This is a genomic window from Streptomyces guryensis (assembly GCF_021261325.1).
Classification (GTDB): Bacteria; Actinomycetota; Actinomycetes; order Streptomycetales; family Streptomycetaceae; genus Streptomyces; species Streptomyces guryensis.
This window is the reverse complement of the sequence record NZ_JAJSBI010000001.1, coordinates 833,896-853,347: the sequence shown is the minus strand read 5'-3', so window position 1 is coordinate 853,347 and position 19,452 is coordinate 833,896. Positions and strand designations below refer to the sequence as shown.

At 67.9% G+C, this 19,452-nt stretch carries 8 protein-coding genes and 1 pseudogene; 7 read left to right on the top strand and 2 right to left on the bottom strand.

The features are described from left to right. Nucleotides 1–103: 103 nt before the first annotated feature. Entirely contained in the window at nucleotides 104–808 is a 705-nt protein-coding gene (locus LJ657_RS03955; RefSeq protein WP_232646763.1) for a terpene synthase family protein, read from the top strand. 19 nt (nucleotides 809–827) lie between these two features. Here the strand turns inward: LJ657_RS03955 and LJ657_RS03950 are convergent, their stop codons facing one another. Further along, the gene (locus tag LJ657_RS03950; protein WP_232646762.1) at nucleotides 828–1,055 is read right to left on the bottom strand and encodes a hypothetical protein; all 228 of its coding nucleotides are present in this window, start codon (nucleotides 1,053–1,055) and stop codon (nucleotides 828–830) included. A gap of 340 nt (nucleotides 1,056–1,395) precedes the next feature. Between LJ657_RS03950 and LJ657_RS03945 the strand changes: the two genes are divergently transcribed. Together LJ657_RS03945 and LJ657_RS03940 are read left to right on the top strand one after the other, a co-directional pair. After that, the gene (locus LJ657_RS03945; RefSeq protein WP_232646761.1) at nucleotides 1,396–1,875 is read left to right on the top strand and encodes a hypothetical protein; all 480 of its coding nucleotides are present in this window, start codon (nucleotides 1,396–1,398) and stop codon (nucleotides 1,873–1,875) included. Beyond that, a complete protein-coding gene (locus tag LJ657_RS03940) occupies nucleotides 1,872–2,231 on the top strand; it encodes a hypothetical protein (RefSeq protein ID WP_232646760.1) in 360 nt (119 codons plus the stop codon). The genes LJ657_RS03945 and LJ657_RS03940 overlap by 4 nt, the downstream gene beginning before the upstream one ends. A gap of 90 nt (nucleotides 2,232–2,321) precedes the next feature. On the opposite strand, the gene LJ657_RS03935 is transcribed toward LJ657_RS03940, so the two are convergent. Beyond that, nucleotides 2,322–4,157, bottom strand: coding sequence for a DUF262 domain-containing protein (locus LJ657_RS03935; RefSeq protein ID WP_232646759.1), 1,836 nt, complete (start codon nucleotides 4,155–4,157; stop codon nucleotides 2,322–2,324). A 163-nt stretch (nucleotides 4,158–4,320) separates the two neighbouring features. Between LJ657_RS03935 and LJ657_RS49315 the strand changes: the two are divergent. From LJ657_RS49315 to LJ657_RS03915, 4 genes and pseudogenes are all read left to right on the top strand, one after another. Continuing rightward, nucleotides 4,321–4,495: pseudogene (locus LJ657_RS49315) on the top strand (IS701 family transposase); the annotation flags it as partial. A gap of 1,556 nt (nucleotides 4,496–6,051) precedes the next feature. Beyond that, complete coding sequence (locus LJ657_RS03925; protein ID WP_232646757.1) at nucleotides 6,052–12,345, top strand: protein kinase domain-containing protein; 6,294 nt, start codon at nucleotides 6,052–6,054, stop codon at nucleotides 12,343–12,345. Between the two features lie 38 nt (nucleotides 12,346–12,383). Then, nucleotides 12,384–15,344: a DUF8741 domain-containing protein gene (locus tag LJ657_RS03920; protein ID WP_232646756.1), complete on the top strand. Its 2,961-nt coding sequence runs from the start codon at nucleotides 12,384–12,386 to the stop codon at nucleotides 15,342–15,344. Beyond that, entirely contained in the window at nucleotides 15,344–19,393 is a 4,050-nt protein-coding gene (locus tag LJ657_RS03915; RefSeq protein WP_232646755.1) for an Eco57I restriction-modification methylase domain-containing protein, read from the top strand. The genes LJ657_RS03920 and LJ657_RS03915 overlap by 1 nt, the downstream gene beginning before the upstream one ends. Nucleotides 19,394–19,452 lie beyond the last annotated feature (59 nt).

Sequence of the window (19,452 nt, the reverse complement as noted above, 5' to 3'; positions counted from 1 at the left end):
CCCACACCCAAGCACTTCTCCGCCTGGCCCGACAACGGATCAACGTGCTGTTCGCCATGCTCCGCGACGGCACCTTCTACGAACCCAGAACCCCACGCCTCGCTTGACGAAAGACATAGAGGCACCCCCCCCCGGCACCACCCCGCACGAAGCGCCCCCAGTCGCGGTCGCCTTCGCCGACCTGTGGGCACGCGAGCAGGACGGGATGTCCCCCACCTGGCGTGAGCGCGCAGTACGGCACTGGGAGCAGTACCTACAGGCCCATGTACAGGAAGCCGTCCATCGCCGCGACGACGTCTGGCCTGACGTGGCGGAATACTTGCAACTGCGCCACGCCAGTGGATTCATGCCACCCCTGTGGGACGCGGTCGAACGCATCTGGCGCTGCGAGGTTCCCGACGCCGTGTACGACAGCCCCGAACTGCGCACCATGCGGGACGCCGACAGCCAGAACATCAACATCGTCAACGACGTGTACTCGCTAGCCAAGGAAGAAGCCCGCGGTGATGGCCATAATCTCGTCCTCGTCCTGGAGCAGCAGGAAGCCTGCACCCGTCCAGACGCGCTGAAAACCGCCTACCGCATGATCAACAACTGGATGCAGGCGTTCCTGACGGCCGAGGCACAACTGCCGCTGCTGTACGGCACCGTCGGCCTGTCCGCTCCCGCCCGTGCCGACGTGGCCCGCTTCGCGCAAGGGATGCGAGCCGCCATCCGCGGCAACTACGACTGGTGCTCCCGCACCGCCCGCTACCACGGCCCCTTCGTTTCGTCGGACCGACCCGCCCGCAGCATCGCCGAGCCGTAGATCAATTGCGGGACAACCTTTAAGCGGGCCGATACACGGCCTGATCCGGGTCCGGTCTCACGATCAGACCGTCCTTGGCGAGCTCGCGCAGGTTGCGGCGGGCCTCTTTGCCCGCGGCATCGTCGTCCGCCGGCCGGTACCCGGCGACTTGTAGAGCCAGCACGGCACGTTCGGTGTCCCAGGTGCCTCCCAGCGCCTGGATCACCGCGGCAAGCGCCTGCTTGTGCGTCAGCGGCTTCTCGGCCATCTCACCCTCCCCTCCCGAAAACCGCCACAGCATGGCACACGGGGCAGGGCTCCTGGCGGCCGGAGCAGCTCAGAAGCGGAAACCGCACAGACCGCCTGCCGAGCCGCGCGCGCTGCTCTTGAAGCGCGCCCAGGCCCGGCCGACGGTGAGAGGCTGGTCGCCATCGTCCGTGATCCACACTGAGCCTGCGGATCCGCTGCGAACTTCGACTGCGGCGAGAGAGCCCGGGACCGACTGTCCGCAGCCGACCGTTCGCGAGGCGGCGTGTAACAGGTCCACTACTCCGCGTCCCTCCTCTGGGTGATAGCACCAGGTCGAATTTCGAAGTAGTTTCAAAGTCATGAGTGCCGAGAGTGCAGCCGTGAACTTCTCCGAGCTGGTGAACAAGAACAAGCAGACGCTAGCCCGGCTCCAGGAATCGCCGAGACTGCTCCTGCACCGCAGAGATGGCGAGGATCTGGTCCTCACCACCGCGGCGCGGGCCGAGCAGGACCAGACCGTGGTGTCAGCAGCCACCCGGATGCTGGTCGCGATGGCGCGCCGGGAGCCCGGCAGCATGGAACTGCTCCTCGACATACTGCCGGACGCCTTCCCCTGGGTCCGCTTCCTTCCCGAGTCCGATCTCCACGCCTTCGCCGTCGAACTGGTCGACACCATGCGCGCTGCCGACTCCCTCGGCAACAGCGCGTCCGTCGCCCAGTTGCTCATCGCCTGGCAGCACACCGCCGAGGTCTACTCCGACCCCGAACTGCTGGCCGCACTCACCAGGGATCACGGCGAAGACTACGGGCCGGTACCAGACCCTCGGGATGCAGCATGACCGCGGGCCGCGGTGACCGCGCCGCACCTCCGGCACCAGGGGGCCACTGGGAAGTCCGGTTCGCCGACGCGGCCGCTGCCAAGGGCTGGGAGAGCCTCGCCCAGCAGGCCCGTGAGAACACCTACCGCGCCTGGGTCACTATGCGCACCGCCCCCAGACCGGCCACCGAGACTCCCCGGCACCACCACCTCAAGGGCGGTCTGGCGCATGGCACCCACCGCGGGCAGACCTGCGAGCAGTGGCAGATCGAGGTAACCGGCGGCGGCCGCATCTGGTACCTCCTCGACACCGTCCGGGAGACCTGCTGGATCACCTTCGCCGGTACGGGGCACCCGCGAGCCACAGACCGACGCTGACCCGGGAGAGCCGGGCGGGGCGGAACAGGAAAGCGAGAATCGGCCTCCCTGTTCCGCCCTCTGGCCGCTCAGCGTGGCTGGCACACCGATTCACAGCCCCTCGTTCCCCGGATCCGGTTCGTCCTCCGGCACGGCGGTCGGGACATCCCGTGTGTCCCCGGCCTGCTCCGCGGAAGCCGCACTACCCAAGACGGCCGCAAGGCGCTGACGCATACGCGCACGACGGGCCTCATAGAACTCCGGGAACCCGGTCACGTCCTCAGGCAGGCCGGTGGCGTCGTACTCCCTCAGCCAACTCTCGCGTGAGGTATCCGAGTCGAAGTGCTTCCTGAGCCAGACGGCCGGCAGGTCGGCCTGCTTCGCGATGTTCTCGGGTCCCCTGAGCAGTTGGAGGTTCGCCGCTCTGTCTACGCGGTCCTCGACGAACGACAGGGCGTCCTCGGAGAGGCCGGCCGCCCGCAGCTTGGTCCGTGACCGCAGGAGGCTGCGCGGGAAGATGTGGTCCTCGTGGAAGTGGTCCCTGGTGTCGACGCCCGGGTACAGCATCGCGAGCATCGGGAACAGCCGCTTCGATCCGTACTTGAGATCCAACAAGTCGTGGATCTCGCTCTCGTCGAAGCGGAGCGACTTGCCCTGCCGGGCCATCTCACGTTCGACGGCCTCGGTCGGCCACCCCTGTGCGCCCTCCTTCTCCAGGGTCGTGCGCAGACCGGTGAGCAGCCGGTCCAGGCCACTGCCCCACACGCCGGACTTCATCAGTGAGCGCTGAAGCCAGCGGCGGATCGCCGCACGGTCGTCCCTGAACGCCTCCGAGGTGCGGTAGTTGTCCCCAAGGCCTCGGCCGTGGAGGTAGTAAGCCAGAGGAATGACCGCGCTGTTGGCTGTGAGGGTGACGCCGGAGAATCCGAAGTCGGCGAGCAGAGCCACCCCGAGGCGCAGCGCGCTCTCGATCTCGGTCCAGTGCTTCTCCAGATTGGTCATGGTGTCGCGGTCGAAGTTGTCCACCTTGAAGCGGATGTCGCCCTTCCCCAGCAGCACCAGGCCGGCCTTGAGGACCAGGTCCTTGCCGAAGGCGAACCCCTGCCCGATCGCGTTGAGTTCGTCGACGAGCCTGTGGATGGTCTCGCGCGCGTCGTGCTCGACCCACTGGGCGGTTGCCACCGAGAGAAGGAGGTCGGAGTAGGAGAGGACCGCCCCTCCCGAGTTGACCCGGATGAAGATGTTGAGCACCTTGTCCAACTCCTGAGCTTCCTCGAGGAAGAAGTTCACCGTCGGGGTGACGTGAACGACCTCGTGGAGTCGGGTAAGCACGTCGCCAGCGGTGGCGTTGTCCGCGACCCCGTGCTGCTGAAGCGTGCGAATGACGTCCCCGACAGTGCGCACCTCGCGCATGTCCTGAACGCGATACCACTGAGCGTCGCCGCTCTCGGTGCCGGCCTCGGCTTCCTCTTGGGTGAGGAACCGGAAGTCGTACTCGACCCCCAGGTCGTCGTCCTGACCGCGGTGCAACAAGTTCAAGTAGAGGAGCTTCTTCGGATAAGCGAGCGGGTTGTTCGCCCACATGCGCGGGAGCTTCGCTGTGAAGGACCCGCACAGGCCGATGTTGAGTGCCGTCAGTCGCTGCTGGCCGTCCAGGATCGCTGTGATGGCCCGGCTGCCCAGCGGGCCGGTCGGCGCACAGTGGGCGTTGTCGCGCTCGTGGTAGTCACGCATGAAGTCGTAGAAGGCGAAACGGCCGGAATTGCCCTCGTGGACCTGCCACATGAGGAACGAGCCGATGGGATATCCGCGCATCAGGCTGTCGTACAAGCGCGTGATCTTGTCCCGCGACCAGACGAACTCACGCTGAATCGCAGGCAACACGTACTCGCGACGATGGATCTTCTCCAACGCGCTGGCGATCGTGATGGGCGTCTGGAATGACATGGGTCCCCCCCACCCGACTCAGGCTTCACGCACACCGTAGCGTCCGAAGTCAGAGCCTTGCAGCGCGTGGTGACACTCAGGCCGCCGCCGGTTCGCAGCGGTACCCCTCGCGCACGTCGCCGTACGGACGCAGCAGCGGTTCCAGTTCGTACGCACGAGTTCGGCCATGCTGGCGCTCGCGTTCCTGGCCGTCATGGCCGCCGACGCCGCGGAAAAAGGGGCCAGCAGAAACGGTTCCTGCCTTGCGCCCCTCACCGTGGCAGAAGTTCGGCGGCTCCTGGCAACTGGCCACTCCTGCCTCGCCGTTCACCAACCCTTCATCAGTGCACGCGCACTGAGATGGTCGCACTGGCGCAGACGACGCCAAGCTGTCGTCCGTCGCTGTCACCATCAGCGGCGGCTGCACACGATCGAGGGGCGGCCCGGGAAAGAGAACACGGGCCGAATCTCAACCCTCTACACTCACCCAGACCGCCCCTGAACAGGGAAAACGTCAAATTGGTGCTGGGCAGCTCAGAGGCTTCGACCGCCCCTTAGCTCCAGGGACTTTCAGCTCTGTCTGAGGGACTTTCCGCCGCGTAACGCGGCAAGCCCCCGAAAGATCGGAAAGGGCCTCCGTCCCAGATCAGAGGCCCTTAGCGGCAGACGAGTCGGGCTGTACGCCGGGGAGAGCCCTCGCGACGCTATGACCTGTCCAATCGTGCAGGGAGGGCGCTTCCGTGGCTACCTTGGTGGCTACGCAAGGCGGCGCTCCGCCCACAAGCGCTCCGGGTCGGGGACTGCGTCGCCCTCCCCGTCCAGAGGGTCTCGATGCGCTCGAAAGTGTCCGAGTCCGACTCCATGAGCTTCAGGCAAATCTGCCTCTCGTCAGGCGGTGCGCCCAAGCGCCGTGATGCGGAAGTCCGGATACGAGACTCGCTCGTCGGGCATGATCTTGACAAGACACCCTCGGAGTCCGTGGCCTCCTCCACCACCTATTCGGTCATGTCGCACTCCACCGCCACGTCGACGGCCGTCGCGGGACGCCCCTGCGCGGCACAGGCGCGTTCCGCAGCCGTCACCTTGCACCTCTGCTCGTGCATGCGGACCGGAATCCGGATGAGCACCCTCGTCCGCGCTGGCCCACGTGAGCCGTGATCCTCAGATCACCGGGCGGCAGTCTGCTCGATTCCGCGGCGTCAGGCTCCCGCCCCACGCGATCCGCGCCGCAGCGGTACGCGAGACCGACCGCAAACTTCGGCCTCAGGAAACGGTTCCCGGGACAACAGAAGCGCCCCTCCCCCGTACCGCCAGCCCCGCGACCAGGGCGGCCCAGGCCTTCAACGCAGCCATCTTTCCGTGTACCGAGTCCCGCCGGCCGGGCGACGCCGTCCACCGCTCTGGAGGTCACGTATCCGTCGGTGTCCACATAGCCCGGAAGCAGCGCTTGCACCACACCAGCACCGAGGAACATTTTCCTCACCAATATGTGCAACCTTTTCCACATCCGGAGGGTCTGCGTCTACATGCACACGCACGTCCTGGTCATACAGACCCAACCAGGCCGACATGTATCGCAGCCGGCCCCACTCGGCCTGGTCGAGCCTCATGGGCTGCAGGATCTACACAAAGACCGACTCGGGCGCGACACCGTTCACGGCCGCCCACCTCAAGCCGGGCACAGTCGCTTCACGGCGGTTCGACCTTGCACGCCACCCACTCCGCTCACGATGAGACCTGAGAGAACGCGTTGACGATGTCAACAAGTATAAGCCTATAAAGTCAGAGTCAATTCGTGTACAGTAACGGCTGCCTCACTGTCCGTTCTGACACGATGGGCCGTGCGGCAGCAGATCAGGGGGCGCGTTCCGGTTCGGAACCGCGAGAACGCGAGCAGTAGGCAGAGGAGCGGCCAGTGAGCCACGAGCTCGTCGACGGCAGATTCCGCATCGGGCGCGTCATCGGCAGGGGCAACATGGGGGAGGTCCACCAGGCCGAGGACCTGAACGCTCCCAAGGGCTCACCCGAACGCACCGTCGCCGTGAAGACGATCCTGCGTCGCCGCACAGGAGGCCGGATCGATACCAGCGGCGACACAAAGGCCGTGGAGCGCTTCGCCCGCGAAGTGGCCATCATGCGGACACTGCGGGACCACCCCAACCTCACGCGGCTCATCGCCGGCGGCATCGCCGCGGACTGTGACGATCTGCCCTACCTGGCGATGGAGTTCCTGGACGGCGAGTCGCTGCGCGACCTCATTGAGGAGGAGTCCCAGCTCCCTATCGCCTGGGTCGCCGCCATCGGCGCCCAGATCGCCGCCGGCCTCGCCGCCGCGCACGCGAAGGGCGTGGTCCACCGGGACCTGAAGCCCGCCAACGTCATGCTCACGCGGGGCGGCACGGTCAAGGTGCTCGACTTCGGTATGGGCAGCATCGTCGACGACCCGGACCAGACCCGTCTGACCAGCACAGGCGTCAGCGTGGGCACGGCCCGCTACATGGCGCCCGAGCAGTGCCAGGCCAAGCAGGTGACGCAGGCCGCGGACCTGTACGCGCTGGGCTGCGTGCTGTACGAGATGCTGGTCGGCGTCCCCCCGTTCACGAGCGAGTCGGCGTACGAGCTCGCCGAGCGTCACGTCCATCAAGAGCCCAGCCCGGTCCGCGCGATCCGCCCCGAGGTCCCCGCTGAACTTGCCCGTCTCGTGGATCGCCTGCTGGCCAAGGACCCGGCGAACCGCCCGGCCGACGCCGTGACCGTACGAGACGCCCTGCTCCCCCTCGCCGTACCGCCGTCGGACGACACCAGCCTCGTCCCCGCCTGGAGCGATCGGGACCCGACTCTCCCCCTGCGCGAGGCCGCCCCGGCCCCGGTGACCACCCCGCCGCAGCAGCCCGTCCTGGTGACCGGCTCCGGCGCCGGCATGGACGTCTTCGGGGTCCATCAGGCGCTCATCCGCGACTACCGCTCCTTCACGGAGGGCGGCACCGTCATCCGTGACGAGCGCATCAAGGGGTACGTCGAGAAGGACCTCGACGCCAAGTCCCAGTGGCCGAACCCCTGGCTGTCGCTCAACCCGTTCTTCCAGGGCGGCGGCACGGTGGTCGAACTCGCCCAGCAGAAGGTGCTGCACCCCGAGTGCGCCCGCATCTTCCAGGCGAAGAAGACCGAGGGCGGTACCGTCTGCGACGGCCGGCCGCTGCTCCTCCACCGGCACCAGCGCGACGCCATCGACGCCGCCGCCTCGGGAGCGTCGTACGTCCTGACGACCGGCACCGGCTCCGGCAAGTCGCTCTCCTACATCGTCCCGATCGTCGACAAAGTGCTGCACGAGCGCGACGAGGAGGGCCCGAACGCTCCGAAGCGCGTGCGGGCGATCATCGTGTATCCGATGAACGCGCTCGCCAACAGCCAGCTCCGGGAGCTGGAGAAGTACCTGCGTGACGGCTACGGCGCAGGCCGTGAGCCGGTCACCTTCGCCCGCTACACGGGCCAGGAGGACGACGAGAAGCGCAAGGAGATCCGCGACAACCCGCCGGACATTCTGCTCACCAACTACGTGATGCTGGAGCTGATGCTGACCCGCCCGGCCGACCGAGCGAGCCTCATCAAGATGGCGCGGGGCCTGGAGTTCCTCGTCTTCGACGAACTGCACACCTACCGCGGCCGTCAGGGTGCCGACGTCGCGCTGCTGATACGCCGTGTCCGCGAGGCATGCCAGGCGGAGAACCTGCAGTGCATCGGCACGTCGGCCACCATGTCGACGGAGGGCACGCTGGAGGACCAGCGGCAGGTGGTCGCCGGTGTGGCGAGCACACTGTTCGGCACGACGGTCAGTCCTGAGCACGTCATCGGCGAGACCCTGGTCCGGGCGACCGGCGAGGCGCCCGCCACCGTACCGGCCGAGCGCCTCACCTCCCCCGCCCCGCGCGCCTACGACGACCTGGCACAGGACTCTCTGGCGCGCTGGATCGAGGACCGCTTCGGCCTCGTCGAGGACGACGCCACGGGCCGCCTCGTACGCCGGCCGCCGACGCAGATCGAGGTCGCGGCGCGCGAGTTGCACGAGACGTCGGGCGTCGACGAGGAGACTTGCGCGAAGGCGATCCGCGCCACCCTGGAGGCCGGCTCGCAGGCACTCAACCCGCGCAACGAACGGCCGCTGTTCGCGTTCCGCCTGCACCAGTTCCTCTCCAAGGGCGACACCGTCTACGTCACCCTGGAGGACAAGTCCTCCCGCCACCTCACCCGCTCCTACCAGCTCGAACAGCCGGGCAGCGGCGGCAAGTCGCTGATACCGCTGGCGTTCTGCCGGGAGTGCGGCCAGGAGTACCTGACGGTGTGGCGTACGGAGAAGGACGGCGAGGTCCGCTACGAGGCCCGCCGCGACACCTCGGCGACCGGCGGCCGGCAGGGCGACGGCTACCTCTACGTCGACCACGAGCGCGAGTGGCCGTCCAACGTGCAGTACGCGGTGTACGACCGCCGACTGCCCGAGTCCTGGCTGGAGTTGGACGACAAGGGCCAGGAGGTCGTCAAGCGCGCGTACCGCGACCGGGTGCCGAGGGCCGTCACCGTCGACGCGTTCGGCCGCGAGGGCCAGGGCGAGCTGAAGGCCGCGTTCATCCCCTCGCCCTTCCTGTTCTGCCTGCACTGCGGCGTGGCGTACGAGCAGACGCGCGGCCGGGACTTCGCCAAGCTGGCGACGCTGGACCAGGAGGGCCGCTCCTCCGCGACCTCGCTGGTCTCGGCGTCGATCGTCCGCTCCCTGAAGTCGGTACCGGAGGAGGCCCTCGACCCGAAGGCGCGCAAACTCCTCACCTTCGTCGACAACCGTCAGGACGCCTCCCTCCAGGCCGGCCACTTCAACGACTTCGTGCAGATCACCCAGTTGCGCGGCGCGCTGTACCGAGCGGCACTGGACACCGGCGAGGACGGCCTGCACCACGAGGAGCTGGCCTCGGCGGTGACCAACGCCCTCGCCGTCTCCCCCGCCGACTACACCGGCGAGGCCGACCTGCCGCCGTCGCTGGCACGCAACGCGGCCCGCACCCTGCGGGACGTGATCGCGTTCCGCCTCTACCTCGACCTCGAGCGCGGCTGGCGCATCACCATGCCCAACCTGGAACAGACGGGCCTGCTGGAGATCGACTACGAGGACCTGGACTGGGTCGCCGCCAAGCAGGACCGCTGGGAGGGCACGCACCAGGCGCTGCGGGACGCCGACCCGGCGCTGCGGGCCGAGATCACGAAGGCCCTGCTGGACGAGATGCGCCGCTCCCTCGCCATCGACGTGTCGTACTTCCGCGACGACACCTTCGACTCCCTCCAGCGCGCGAGCGAGGAGCGGCTGGTCGACCCTTGGGTACTGTCCGCCGCCGACAAGCCCCGGGTCGGCACCGCCTACCCGTACCCCTCCCGGCCCGGCACGGACCGTTCGAGCCTGTTCCTCTCGGCCCGCGGCAAGTTCGGCAAGTACCTGCGCCGCGCGGACCGTACCTTCCGCGACCTGGACAAGGACGATCTCCAGCTGATCATCGCCGAGCTGCTGAAGGTGCTGACCAAGGCGGGCCTGGTCAAGGAAGTGGAGGTCGCCCCGCAGCGTGCCGGGCGCTACCGCAGGTCGTCATCCGCCGTCACGACCGGCTACCGGGTGGCCGCCCAGTCGCTCGTCTGGCGCGCCGGCAAGGGCGAGTCGGGCGCGCACGACCCGCTGACCCGTACGTACCAGAGTGGCGACGGCCCGCGCATCAACACGTTCTTCCTCAAGCTGTACCGGGAGACGGCCGACGCGCTGTCGGGCCTGTACGCCCGCGAGCACACGGCCCAGGTGTCCCCGGAGGACCGCGAGGCACGTGAAAAGGCGTTCCGCAAAGCGGAGTTGAAGCTCCTGTACTGCTCCCCCACGATGGAGCTGGGCGTCGACATCTCCGAACTCAACGCGGTGATGATGCGCAACGTGCCGCCCACGCCCGCCAACTACGCCCAGCGCTCGGGCCGCGCGGGCCGCAGCGGCCAGCCCGCCCTGGTGACCACGTACTGCGCGACGGGCAACAGCCACGACCAGTACTACTTCCGCCGCTCCGAGCGGATGGTGGCGGGCGCGGTGGCCCCGCCGCGTCTGGACCTGGCCAACGAGGACCTGGTCCTCTCTCACCTCCAGGGCATCTGGATCGCCGAGGCCGGCCTGCGCCTGGGCCGGGCCATCCCCGAGGTGCTTGACGTGTCCTACCCGGACACCGGCGACCGCCCGGACCCGGCCCTGCACCTGCTGCCGGACATCCGCGACGCGGCCCACGACGACGGCGCCCAGCGGCGCACGGTGAACGCGGCACTGCGCGTCCTCGGCCCGCTGTTCCAGGAGTTCGCGGACACCACGTGGTGGCACGACGACTGGATCGACGACAAGGTGCGGACGGTAGCCGAGCGCTTCGACCGCGCCTTCGACCGCTGGCGCAGCCTGTTCCGGGCCGCTCTGGACGACCAGTACGTCCAGAACAAGCGGCGCCTGGACTACAGCCTCACCGAGGGCGACCGCAACCGCGCCAACGCCCGCCGCCGCGAGGCCGAGACACAGCTGAACCTGCTGATGAACGAGAGCGTCGACAGCAAGTCGGTCCTCTCCGACTTCAACCCCTACCGCTACCTGGCCTCCGAGGGCTTCCTGCCCGGCTACAGCTTCCCGCGCCTGCCGCTGGCCGCGTACATCCCGACGATCGGCCGCCGCCGCGGCGACGGTGACTACCTCCAGCGCCCCCGCTTCCTCGCCATCCGCGAGTTCGGTCCCGGCTCGCTGATCTACCACGAGGGCGCGCGCTACCAGGTCACCCGCATCCAGCTGCCGCCGGACTCCTCCGGTGAGCTGACCACCGGCGAGGCCCGCCGTTGCGCGAACTGCGGCTACCACCACGAGCCCAAGGAGCGCGAGGACCGCTGCGGCTTCTGCGGCGAGACGCTGGGCGCCGCGACCTACGGCCTGCTGCACCTGCACACCGTGTACACCACCCGCCGCGAGCGGATCTCCTCGGACGAGGAGGAGCGGCGCCGGGCCGGTTTCCGGCTGGAGACCTCGTACCGCTTCCACGACCACGGCATCCGCAAGGGCCGCCTCAACGCCACCATCGCCGACCCTGACGGCCAGCTGGCGCAGATCACCTACGGCGACTCGGCCACCATCCGCATCACCAACACCGGCCGGGTTCGCGCCCGTACCGACGAACCCCCGGGCTACTGGCTGGACCTGGCCGACGGCCGCTGGATGAAGGACAAGGACGCGGCCGAGGCGGTCGGCGACTTCAGCGAGCTGCCGCCGGTCGATGAGGACGGCAACGAACGGCGGCGCAAGAAGCGGGTCATCCCGTTCGTCGAGGACCGCCGCAACATCCTCGTGGTCACCCTCGACGAGGCGCTACCCGAGCCGATCGCGCTGACGCTGATGTACGCGCTGGAGCGCGGCATCGAGGCCGCCTTCGAGCTGGAGGACGCCGAGCTGTCCAGTGAGCTGCTGCCGCCGGACGACGGCCCGAGGCGCCGCATCCTCTTCATGGAGGCCGCGGAGGGCGGCGCCGGCGTGCTGCGCCGCCTCCAGGCCGAGGACGACGCCCTCGCCAAGGCGGCCCGCCGCGCGCTGGAGATCTGCCACTTCTCCGAGGACGGCAAGGACGAGGGCGGCGAGGAGCACCGCCCGGGTCGTGCCTGCGCGCGCGGTTGCTACGAGTGCCTCCTCACGTACGGCAACCAGCTCGACCACGCTCAGATCAACCGCCACACGGTGGCCGGGCTGCTGGTGCGCTTGGCGTCGGCGACGGCGGAGCGGGAGTCGCGGGGTGAGTCCCGGTCGGAGCAGTACCGGCGGCTGCTGTCCGATTCTCCCGCCGCTCCCACGGCGGTCGAGGCGGCGGCGTCCGAACTGGCCGCGCAGGGCGACTTCCTGGGCTGGGCGAAGGCACGCGGCCTGCGGCTTCCGGACGAGAAGGACGTCTTCCTGACGGACGCGAACGCGGCTCCGGACTTCGTCTACCGGCTCCCGGGCGCCAACGTCGCGGTGTTCGTCGACGGTCCCGGCACCGAGCCGAGCGCGCTGCGCGACGCCGACGCCGAGGAGCGGCTGTTCGACGCCACCTGGGACGTGGTCCGCTTCCCGCACGGCGGCGACTGGGATGCCATCGCCGCCGCCAACACCCGCTACTTCGGCTCCCCGGCCGCCAACTGACCGCCCGCTGAGCGCATCAAGAGGATTTGAAGATCACTATGGCATTCACGTACTCCGCGGGATCGCTGGTGAAGGCTCGTGGCCGCGAGTGGGTGGTACTCCCCGAGAGCCAGCCCGACCTGCTCGTCCTGCGCCCGCTCGGCGGCTCGGACGACGACATCGCGGCGGTGCTCCCGTTCGAGCCCGTCGAGGAGGCTCGCTTCGCACCGCCCGAGCCCTCCGACCTCGGCGACCAGCGGGCGGCCGGCCTGCTGCGCACGGCGCTGCGCGTCGGCTTCCGCTCGGGCGCGGGCCCGTTCCGCTCTCTGGCGGGCATCGCGGTGGAGCCGCGCGCCTACCAGCTGGTGCCGTTGCTGATGGCACTGCGCCAGAAGACGGTCCGCATGCTGATCTCGGACGACGTCGGTATCGGCAAGACGATCGAGGCGGGCCTGATCGCGAGCGAAATGCTGGCGCAGGGCGAGGCGACGGGCCTGGCGGTGCTGTGCTCCCCGGCGCTGGCGGAACAGTGGCAGCAGGAGCTGCGCAGCAAGTTCGGCATCGACGCGGAGCTGGTGCTGTCCTCGACGGTGTCGCGCCTGGAGCGGGGCCTGGACCTGGGCCAGTCCCTCTTCGACAGGTACCCGAACGTGATCGTGTCGACGGACTTCATCAAGTCCACCCGCCACCGCGACGACTTCGTCCGCCACTGCCCCGACCTGGTGATCGTCGACGAGGCTCATACGTGCGTGACGGCCGACGACACTTCGGCGAGCGCGCAGAGCCAGCTGCGCCACGAGTTGCTGCGCCGGGTGGCGCAGGACACCGAGCGCCATCTGCTACTGGTGACGGCTACCCCGCACAGCGGCAAGGAGTCGGCGTTCCGGAACCTCCTCGGGCTGGTCCGGCCCGACCTGGCCCACGTGAACCTGGAGTCTGAGACGGGCAGGAAGCAGCTCGCCCAGCACTTCGTGGCCCGCAAACGGGCGGACGTACGCCAGTACCTCACCAAGGAGGACGGCCTGGCCGACGACTCGCTCGCCGAGCGCACCGCGTTCCCCTCGGACCGCTTCTTCAAGGACGAGACGTACAAGCTGTCCCCCGAGTACCGGGCTCTGCTGGACGACGCGATCGCCTACGCGAGCGAGCGCGTCGAGCAGGCGGGCGGCCAGGGCAAGCGGGAGGCCCGTATTGCCTGGTGGTCGGCGATCGCGCTGCTGCGCTCGCTGGTGTCGTCGCCGGCGGCTGCCGCGCAGACCCTGACGACGCGTTCGGCGGCGGCGATCGCCGCGAGCGCCGAGGAGGCCGACAAGCTGGGTGCCCCCCTCAACAGCGACGCGGCGGACAGCGACGCACTGGAGGGCATGGACGTGGCACCGGGCGCGGAGACGGACGAGGGGGCCGGCACAGGGCCGGTGAAGTCTCAGCTGACCGAACTCGCGGAGCTGGCGGAGCAGTTGAAGGGCCCGGAGAAGGACCTCAAACTGAAGGCGCTCATCAAGCACCTCAAGGCGCTGCTGGCCGACGGCTACAACCCGATCGTCTTCTGCCGCTACATCCCTACGGCGAAGTACCTGGCCGAGCAGTTGGAGAACGACCCGGAGACCAAGAAGCGCGGCCCCCTGGGCGCGAAGACAGTCGTCAGGGCGGTCACCGGCGAGCTGTCGCCGCAGCAGCGCATCGAGCGGATCGAGGCGCTGGCGGCGGAGGCCGGGGAGGACGCGGCGGCCCGCCGGGTCCTGATCGCGACGGACTGCCTCTCGGAGGGCGTCAACCTCCAGCACCACTTCGACGCCGTCGTCCACTACGACCTCGCCTGGAACCCGACCCGCCACGACCAGCGCGAGGGCCGCGTCGACCGGTACGGCCAGCGCCGCGACGAGGTCCGGGTCATCACCCTCTACGGCGACGACAACGGCATCGACGGCAAGGTCCTGGAAGTGCTGATCAAGAAGCACCGCCAGATCAAGAAGGACCTCGGCATCTCGGTCTCCGTCCCCGACGAGCTGTCGACGGGCGTGACGGACGCGATCGTGGAGTGGCTGCTGATGCGGGGCCGGGAGAACGAGGACGCGCTGTTCAGCGCGGACGCCTTCAAGGTCAGCAAGGAGAAGCTGGAGAGCGACTGGAACTCGGCGGCGGAGCGCGAGCGTACGTCCCGCTCACGGTTCGCGCAGCGCTCGATCCATCCGGAGGAGGTGGCCCGCGAGGTCGCCTCGATCCGGGAGGCGCTGGGCGGCGCGGGCGAGATCCACACGTTCGTACGGGAGTCGCTGGGGGCCTTGGGAGCGGTGCTCCGGGGCGACGGCGAGGACTTCAGGGCTCAGGTGGGTGGCACTCCGGCGGGCCTGCGGGACGCGCTGGCGCCGGTGGTGGGCGCGGAGGTGATCGAGAAGGACAGGGCGATCCCGTTCCGGACCGATCCTGCCGTGGCGCGCGGTGAGGCGGCACTGGTCCGCACGGACCCGGTGGTGGGCGCTCTGGCCTCGCACGTCCTCAACGCGGCGTTGGACACCCAGGCGGAGGGAGCGCGCCCTGCCCGCCGCTGCGGCGTGATCACGACGAACGCGGTGAGTACGAGGACGACGCTGCTGCTGGTGCGCTACCGCTTCCATCTGACGCTGCCGTCACGGAGTGGCGAGCGGCAACTGGTTGCGGAGGACGCGAGGTTGCTGGCGTTCGAGGGCGCGCCGAAGAACGGGGTGTGGCTGCCGCAGGAACGCGCGGTCGACCTGCTGGACGCGACGGCGTCGGAGAACACCGACCGGCACTTCGGGGAGCGCGCGATGACCCGCATCCTCGACCAACTCTCGGATGTGAACGGCTACTTGGAGTCGTACGGCGACGAACTCGCCGCCGAGCTTGACGCGGCCCACCGCCGGGTCCGTTCGGCCTCCGGCGAGATCGTGCGAGGCCTGTCGGTCACGGCCCAGAAGCCGGCCGACATCCTCGGCGCGTACGTCTACCTGCCCGCGACCACCTCTGCCCCCGCCGCTGTCACCGCTGGAGTGTCCGCCTGATGTCCGCCACCACCCGCAACCAGGTGTTCACCGCTGTCCACACGATCGGTGGTCTGCTGCCGGCCGACATGCTGCTCCGGATCTCCGAGGGCAAGGACGTCCCCGGTTCCAAGCCGGCCGACTACGGCCTGCCATCGTCCCGTTCGGTACGGGACGAGGCCGAGCGCAGCTGGGAGTACCTCAAGCCACTGTGGCGCGATGTCCGCAAGCGCCTGCCGGAGGACCGGGAGACGGGCCTCCCGGCGAGCGACCCCACCGGGCTCGCGGAGAACGACTGGCTGACCCCGCTCTGGCGAGAACTGGGCTTCGGCCGCCTGACGCACATCGGCGCGGCGGGAATCACCGCCGACTCCGACGCGGAGAAGACGTTCCCGGTCACCCACCGCTGGCACCACGCCCTGATCCACCAGACGGCGTGGAACGCCGAGCTGGACAAGCGACCGGGCGGCCCCGGCACGGTCCCGCCGCAATCGATGCTCCAGGAGTGCCTGAACCGCACGGAGGCCCACCTGTGGGGCGTCCTGACCAACGGCCGTCAGGTGCGGCTGCTGCGCGACTCCAGCGCGCTCGCCACGGCGTCGTACGTCGAGTTCGACCTCGAAGCGATCTTCGACGGCGAGCTGTTCAGCGAGTTCGTACTGCTGTACCGGCTGCTGCACGCGTCGCGGTTCGAGGTGGCGGAGGGGGCGGCGCCGTCCTCCTGCTGGCTGGAGAAGTGGCGCACGGAGGCCATCGCCTCGGGAACGCGCGCCCTGGACCAGCTCCGCAAGGGCGTTCAGGAGGCGATCACCGCGCTGGGCACCGGCTTCCTGCGGCACCCAGAGAACACAGCGCTGCGGGAGGACGTCCGTCCGAAGGCGCTGCAGGCCGCCTTGCTGCGCATGGTGTACCGCCTGCTCTTCGTCTTCGTGGCCGAGGACCGCGACGCGCTGCTGTCGCCGAAGGCAGACCCGCAGGCACGCGAGCGCTACGAGGCGTACTTCTCGTCGGCACGGCTGCGCGCCCACGCCAGGAAACGGCGGGGTACGGCTCACGGCGACCTGTACGAGGCCCTGCGGATCGTCCTCACGGCTCTCGGCGATGAGAAGGGCCGCCCGGAGCTGGGCCTGCCCGGCCTCGGCGGCCTCTTCAACGACACGGAGGCGGACGCGCCGCTCCGCGACCTGAAGCTCTCCAACGAGGCACTGCTGACGGCCGTACGGCACCTGTCCCAGGTCCGGGACGGCAGCTCAGGCCGCTGGCGGGCCGTGGACTACCGGCACCTGGACGCGGAGGAACTGGGGTCGGTCTATGAGTCCCTGCTGGAGCTGGAGCCGAAGTACAGCGCAGCCGAGCGCACCTTCGCGCTTGTCGACGTGGCGGGCAACACCCGTAAGACGACGGGTAGTTACTACACACCGTCGTCGCTGATCGAGTGCTTGCTGAACTCCAGCCTGGACCCGGTGATAGCGGATGCGGTGAAGCGCGGCGAGGAAGCGGCCACACGTGCGGGTACAGCCGATCCGGCGGACGCGATCGTGAAAGAGCTGCTGTCCTTGACGGTCTGCGACCCGGCGTGCGGCTCTGGACACTTCCTGGTGGCAGCAGCCCGGCGCATCGCCAAGCAGGTGGCCGCTGTTCGTGAGCGCAACCCCGAGCCCACGCTGGACGCGGTCCGCCACGCCCTGCATGAGGTCGTTGCCCGGTGCATCTACGGCGTGGACCTCAACCCCATGGCCGTCGACCTGGCCAAGGTGTCGCTGTGGTTGGAGGCCCTGGAACCGGGCAAGCCGCTGAGCTTCCTCGACGCGCACGTCAAGCACGGCAACGGCCTGATCGGCGCCACGCCCAAGCTGCTCCGCGATGGCATCCCCGACGAGGCGTTCATCGCGACGGAGGGCGACGACAAGAAGCACGCGAAGGCCCTAGAGAAGATCAACCAGCAGGAGCGGGTGGGCCAGGGCAGCCTGTTCGACCTGGGAGGGGAGGCAGTGAACGTCGCCAACACCGTGTTCGCCAGCGGGTTGCGCGCGATCACCCTAACCCAGGCTGACGATCTGCCTGACGTGCGCCGCCAGGAGCAGGCATACGGGAAGTGGACCGGCTCTGCCGACTATCGACGTGCGCAACTCGTGGCTGACGCCTGGTGCGCGGCGTTCGTGTGGCTCAAGACGCCGAAGGCGCCGAGGCCAGTGACGTACGCAGTGTTCAAGGCCCTGGAGGAACCCAGCAGTAAGCAAGTGGCTGAGGAGACCAAGACCGAGATCAAGCGCCTGCGTGAGCAGTTCTCCTTCTTCCACTGGCACCTGGAGTTCCCCGAGGTGTTCTCCGTTCCAGAAGATGATCGGGGTGTGTCGCCGGACACTGGTTGGGCGGGGGGCTTCGACTGCGTCGTAGGGAACCCGCCGTGGGACAGCGTGGAACTTAAGGAGCAAGAGTTCTTCGCACAGAGCGCACCGGAGATCGCGGCCGTCTCCAATGCCAGCGCTCGGAAGAATCAGATCGCTAAGCTCCAGGATGACCCGGATACACTTTCGCTTTTCAATAATTATGCGGCGGCCAAGCGGGCCGTTTATGCGGAGAGTCATTTTCTGCGCAGGTCCGGGCGAGTTCCACTCACGGGCCAGGGAAACCTGAATAGGTACGCTGTTTTTGCGGAGACAGATCGTATCCTGATGGCGGCACGCGGACGGGTAGGCGTCATCGTTCCCACCGGGGTCGCAACGGACTCCAGGACGCAGTATTTCTTTAAGGACCTAGTTAATCAAGGCTCCATCTCCGCACTATATGACTTCGAAAACGCAGCGCCAATATTCCCTGAAGTCCACCGTTCCTTCAAATTCTGCATCCTGTCGCTCGCTGGTCGGGCCCTCCACGAGGCAGCCGCCACCTTTGCGTTCTTCCTCCACGACCCGTCGGAACTCGACGATGCCGCCAAGGCATTCACCCTGACACCTGAAGAGATCGAACTCCTCAACCCCAATACCGGCACCTGCCCGATCTTTCGGTCCCGCCGAGATGCCGAAATCACCCTCAGCGTCTACCGCAGAGTTCCCGTACTCATCAGCGAGGGCGCACAGGGTGGAAATCCATGGGGCCTAACCTTCATGCAGGGCCTGTTCAACATGTCACACGAATCTCATCTATTTCGGACGCGTGCTGAACTGGAAGCTTCCGGCTGGAGGCTCGAAGGCAACACTTATATCGAGAGAGAAAGCAATACTCTTGCCATGCCTCTCTATGAGGCGAAAATGATTCATCACTTCGATCACCGATGGGCAACCTATCAAGAGGATGGAGTCACACAGGAAATCACCCTGACCGAAAAGCAGGATCCTTCGACTGTAATCCTCCCGCGGTACTGGGTTGAGCAACGGGAGGTCGACATGAAACTCTCCTCCAAAAACTGGAAAAGGACCTGGCTGCTCGGATGGCGCGACGTTACTAATTCCACAAACGAGCGAACGGTGATCGTAACTCCTCTCCCGCGAGCAGCGGTAGGAAATACCCTGGCCCTATCGGCAGCATTCGTGCGCGATGTGCAGCTTTTTGCCGGACTCCAAGGTTGCCTGACATCCTTCATCGTGGACTTCGTCGCACGCCTCAAGATGGGCGGGGTGCACCTGAACTTCTTCATTGCCAAGCAACTTCCGATTCTCGCTCCTGAGACTCTCGCCCGACACTTGGGGTTTTTGGTTCCGCGCGTACTCGAAGGTTCCTACACGGCGTACGACATGACTGGGTATGCCAGTGATCTTGGCGATACCGGTGCCCCCTTCCGTTGGGACGACGACCGCCGCTCCGCAATCCGCGCAGAGTTGGACGCTTTCTTCTTCCACCTCTACGGGATCAATCGGGCCGATGCGAGCTACATCCTCAACACCTTCCCTATCGTTCGCCGCAAAGACGAGGCCAAGTACGGCACGTACCGCACCAAGGAACTGATCCTCGCCGAGTACGACCGCATGGCCGCCGCCGGCCTCACGCTGGAGAACCCGCTCGTCGAAGGCGAGAACTACACCTCCACCCTCATCCCGCCCCCGGGTCACGGCCCACGACACCCCGCCTGACCGCTGGCGATTGCCGCTGCATCCCGACCACCTCAACTGCTAGATGCCACTTCAGGAGC

Coding starts and splice junctions, on each gene's coding strand:
- LJ657_RS03940 (WP_232646760.1), top strand. CDS start 1,872: ATGACCGCGGGCCGCGGTGACCGCGCCGCACCTCCGGCACCAGGGGGC.
- LJ657_RS03935 (WP_232646759.1), bottom strand. CDS start 4,157: ATGTCATTCCAGACGCCCATCACGATCGCCAGCGCGTTGGAGAAGATC.
- LJ657_RS03920 (WP_232646756.1), top strand. CDS start 12,384: ATGGCATTCACGTACTCCGCGGGATCGCTGGTGAAGGCTCGTGGCCGC.
- LJ657_RS03950 (WP_232646762.1), bottom strand. CDS start 1,055: ATGGCCGAGAAGCCGCTGACGCACAAGCAGGCGCTTGCCGCGGTGATC.
- LJ657_RS03915 (WP_232646755.1), top strand. CDS start 15,344: ATGTCCGCCACCACCCGCAACCAGGTGTTCACCGCTGTCCACACGATC.
- LJ657_RS03945 (WP_232646761.1), top strand. CDS start 1,396: ATGAGTGCCGAGAGTGCAGCCGTGAACTTCTCCGAGCTGGTGAACAAG.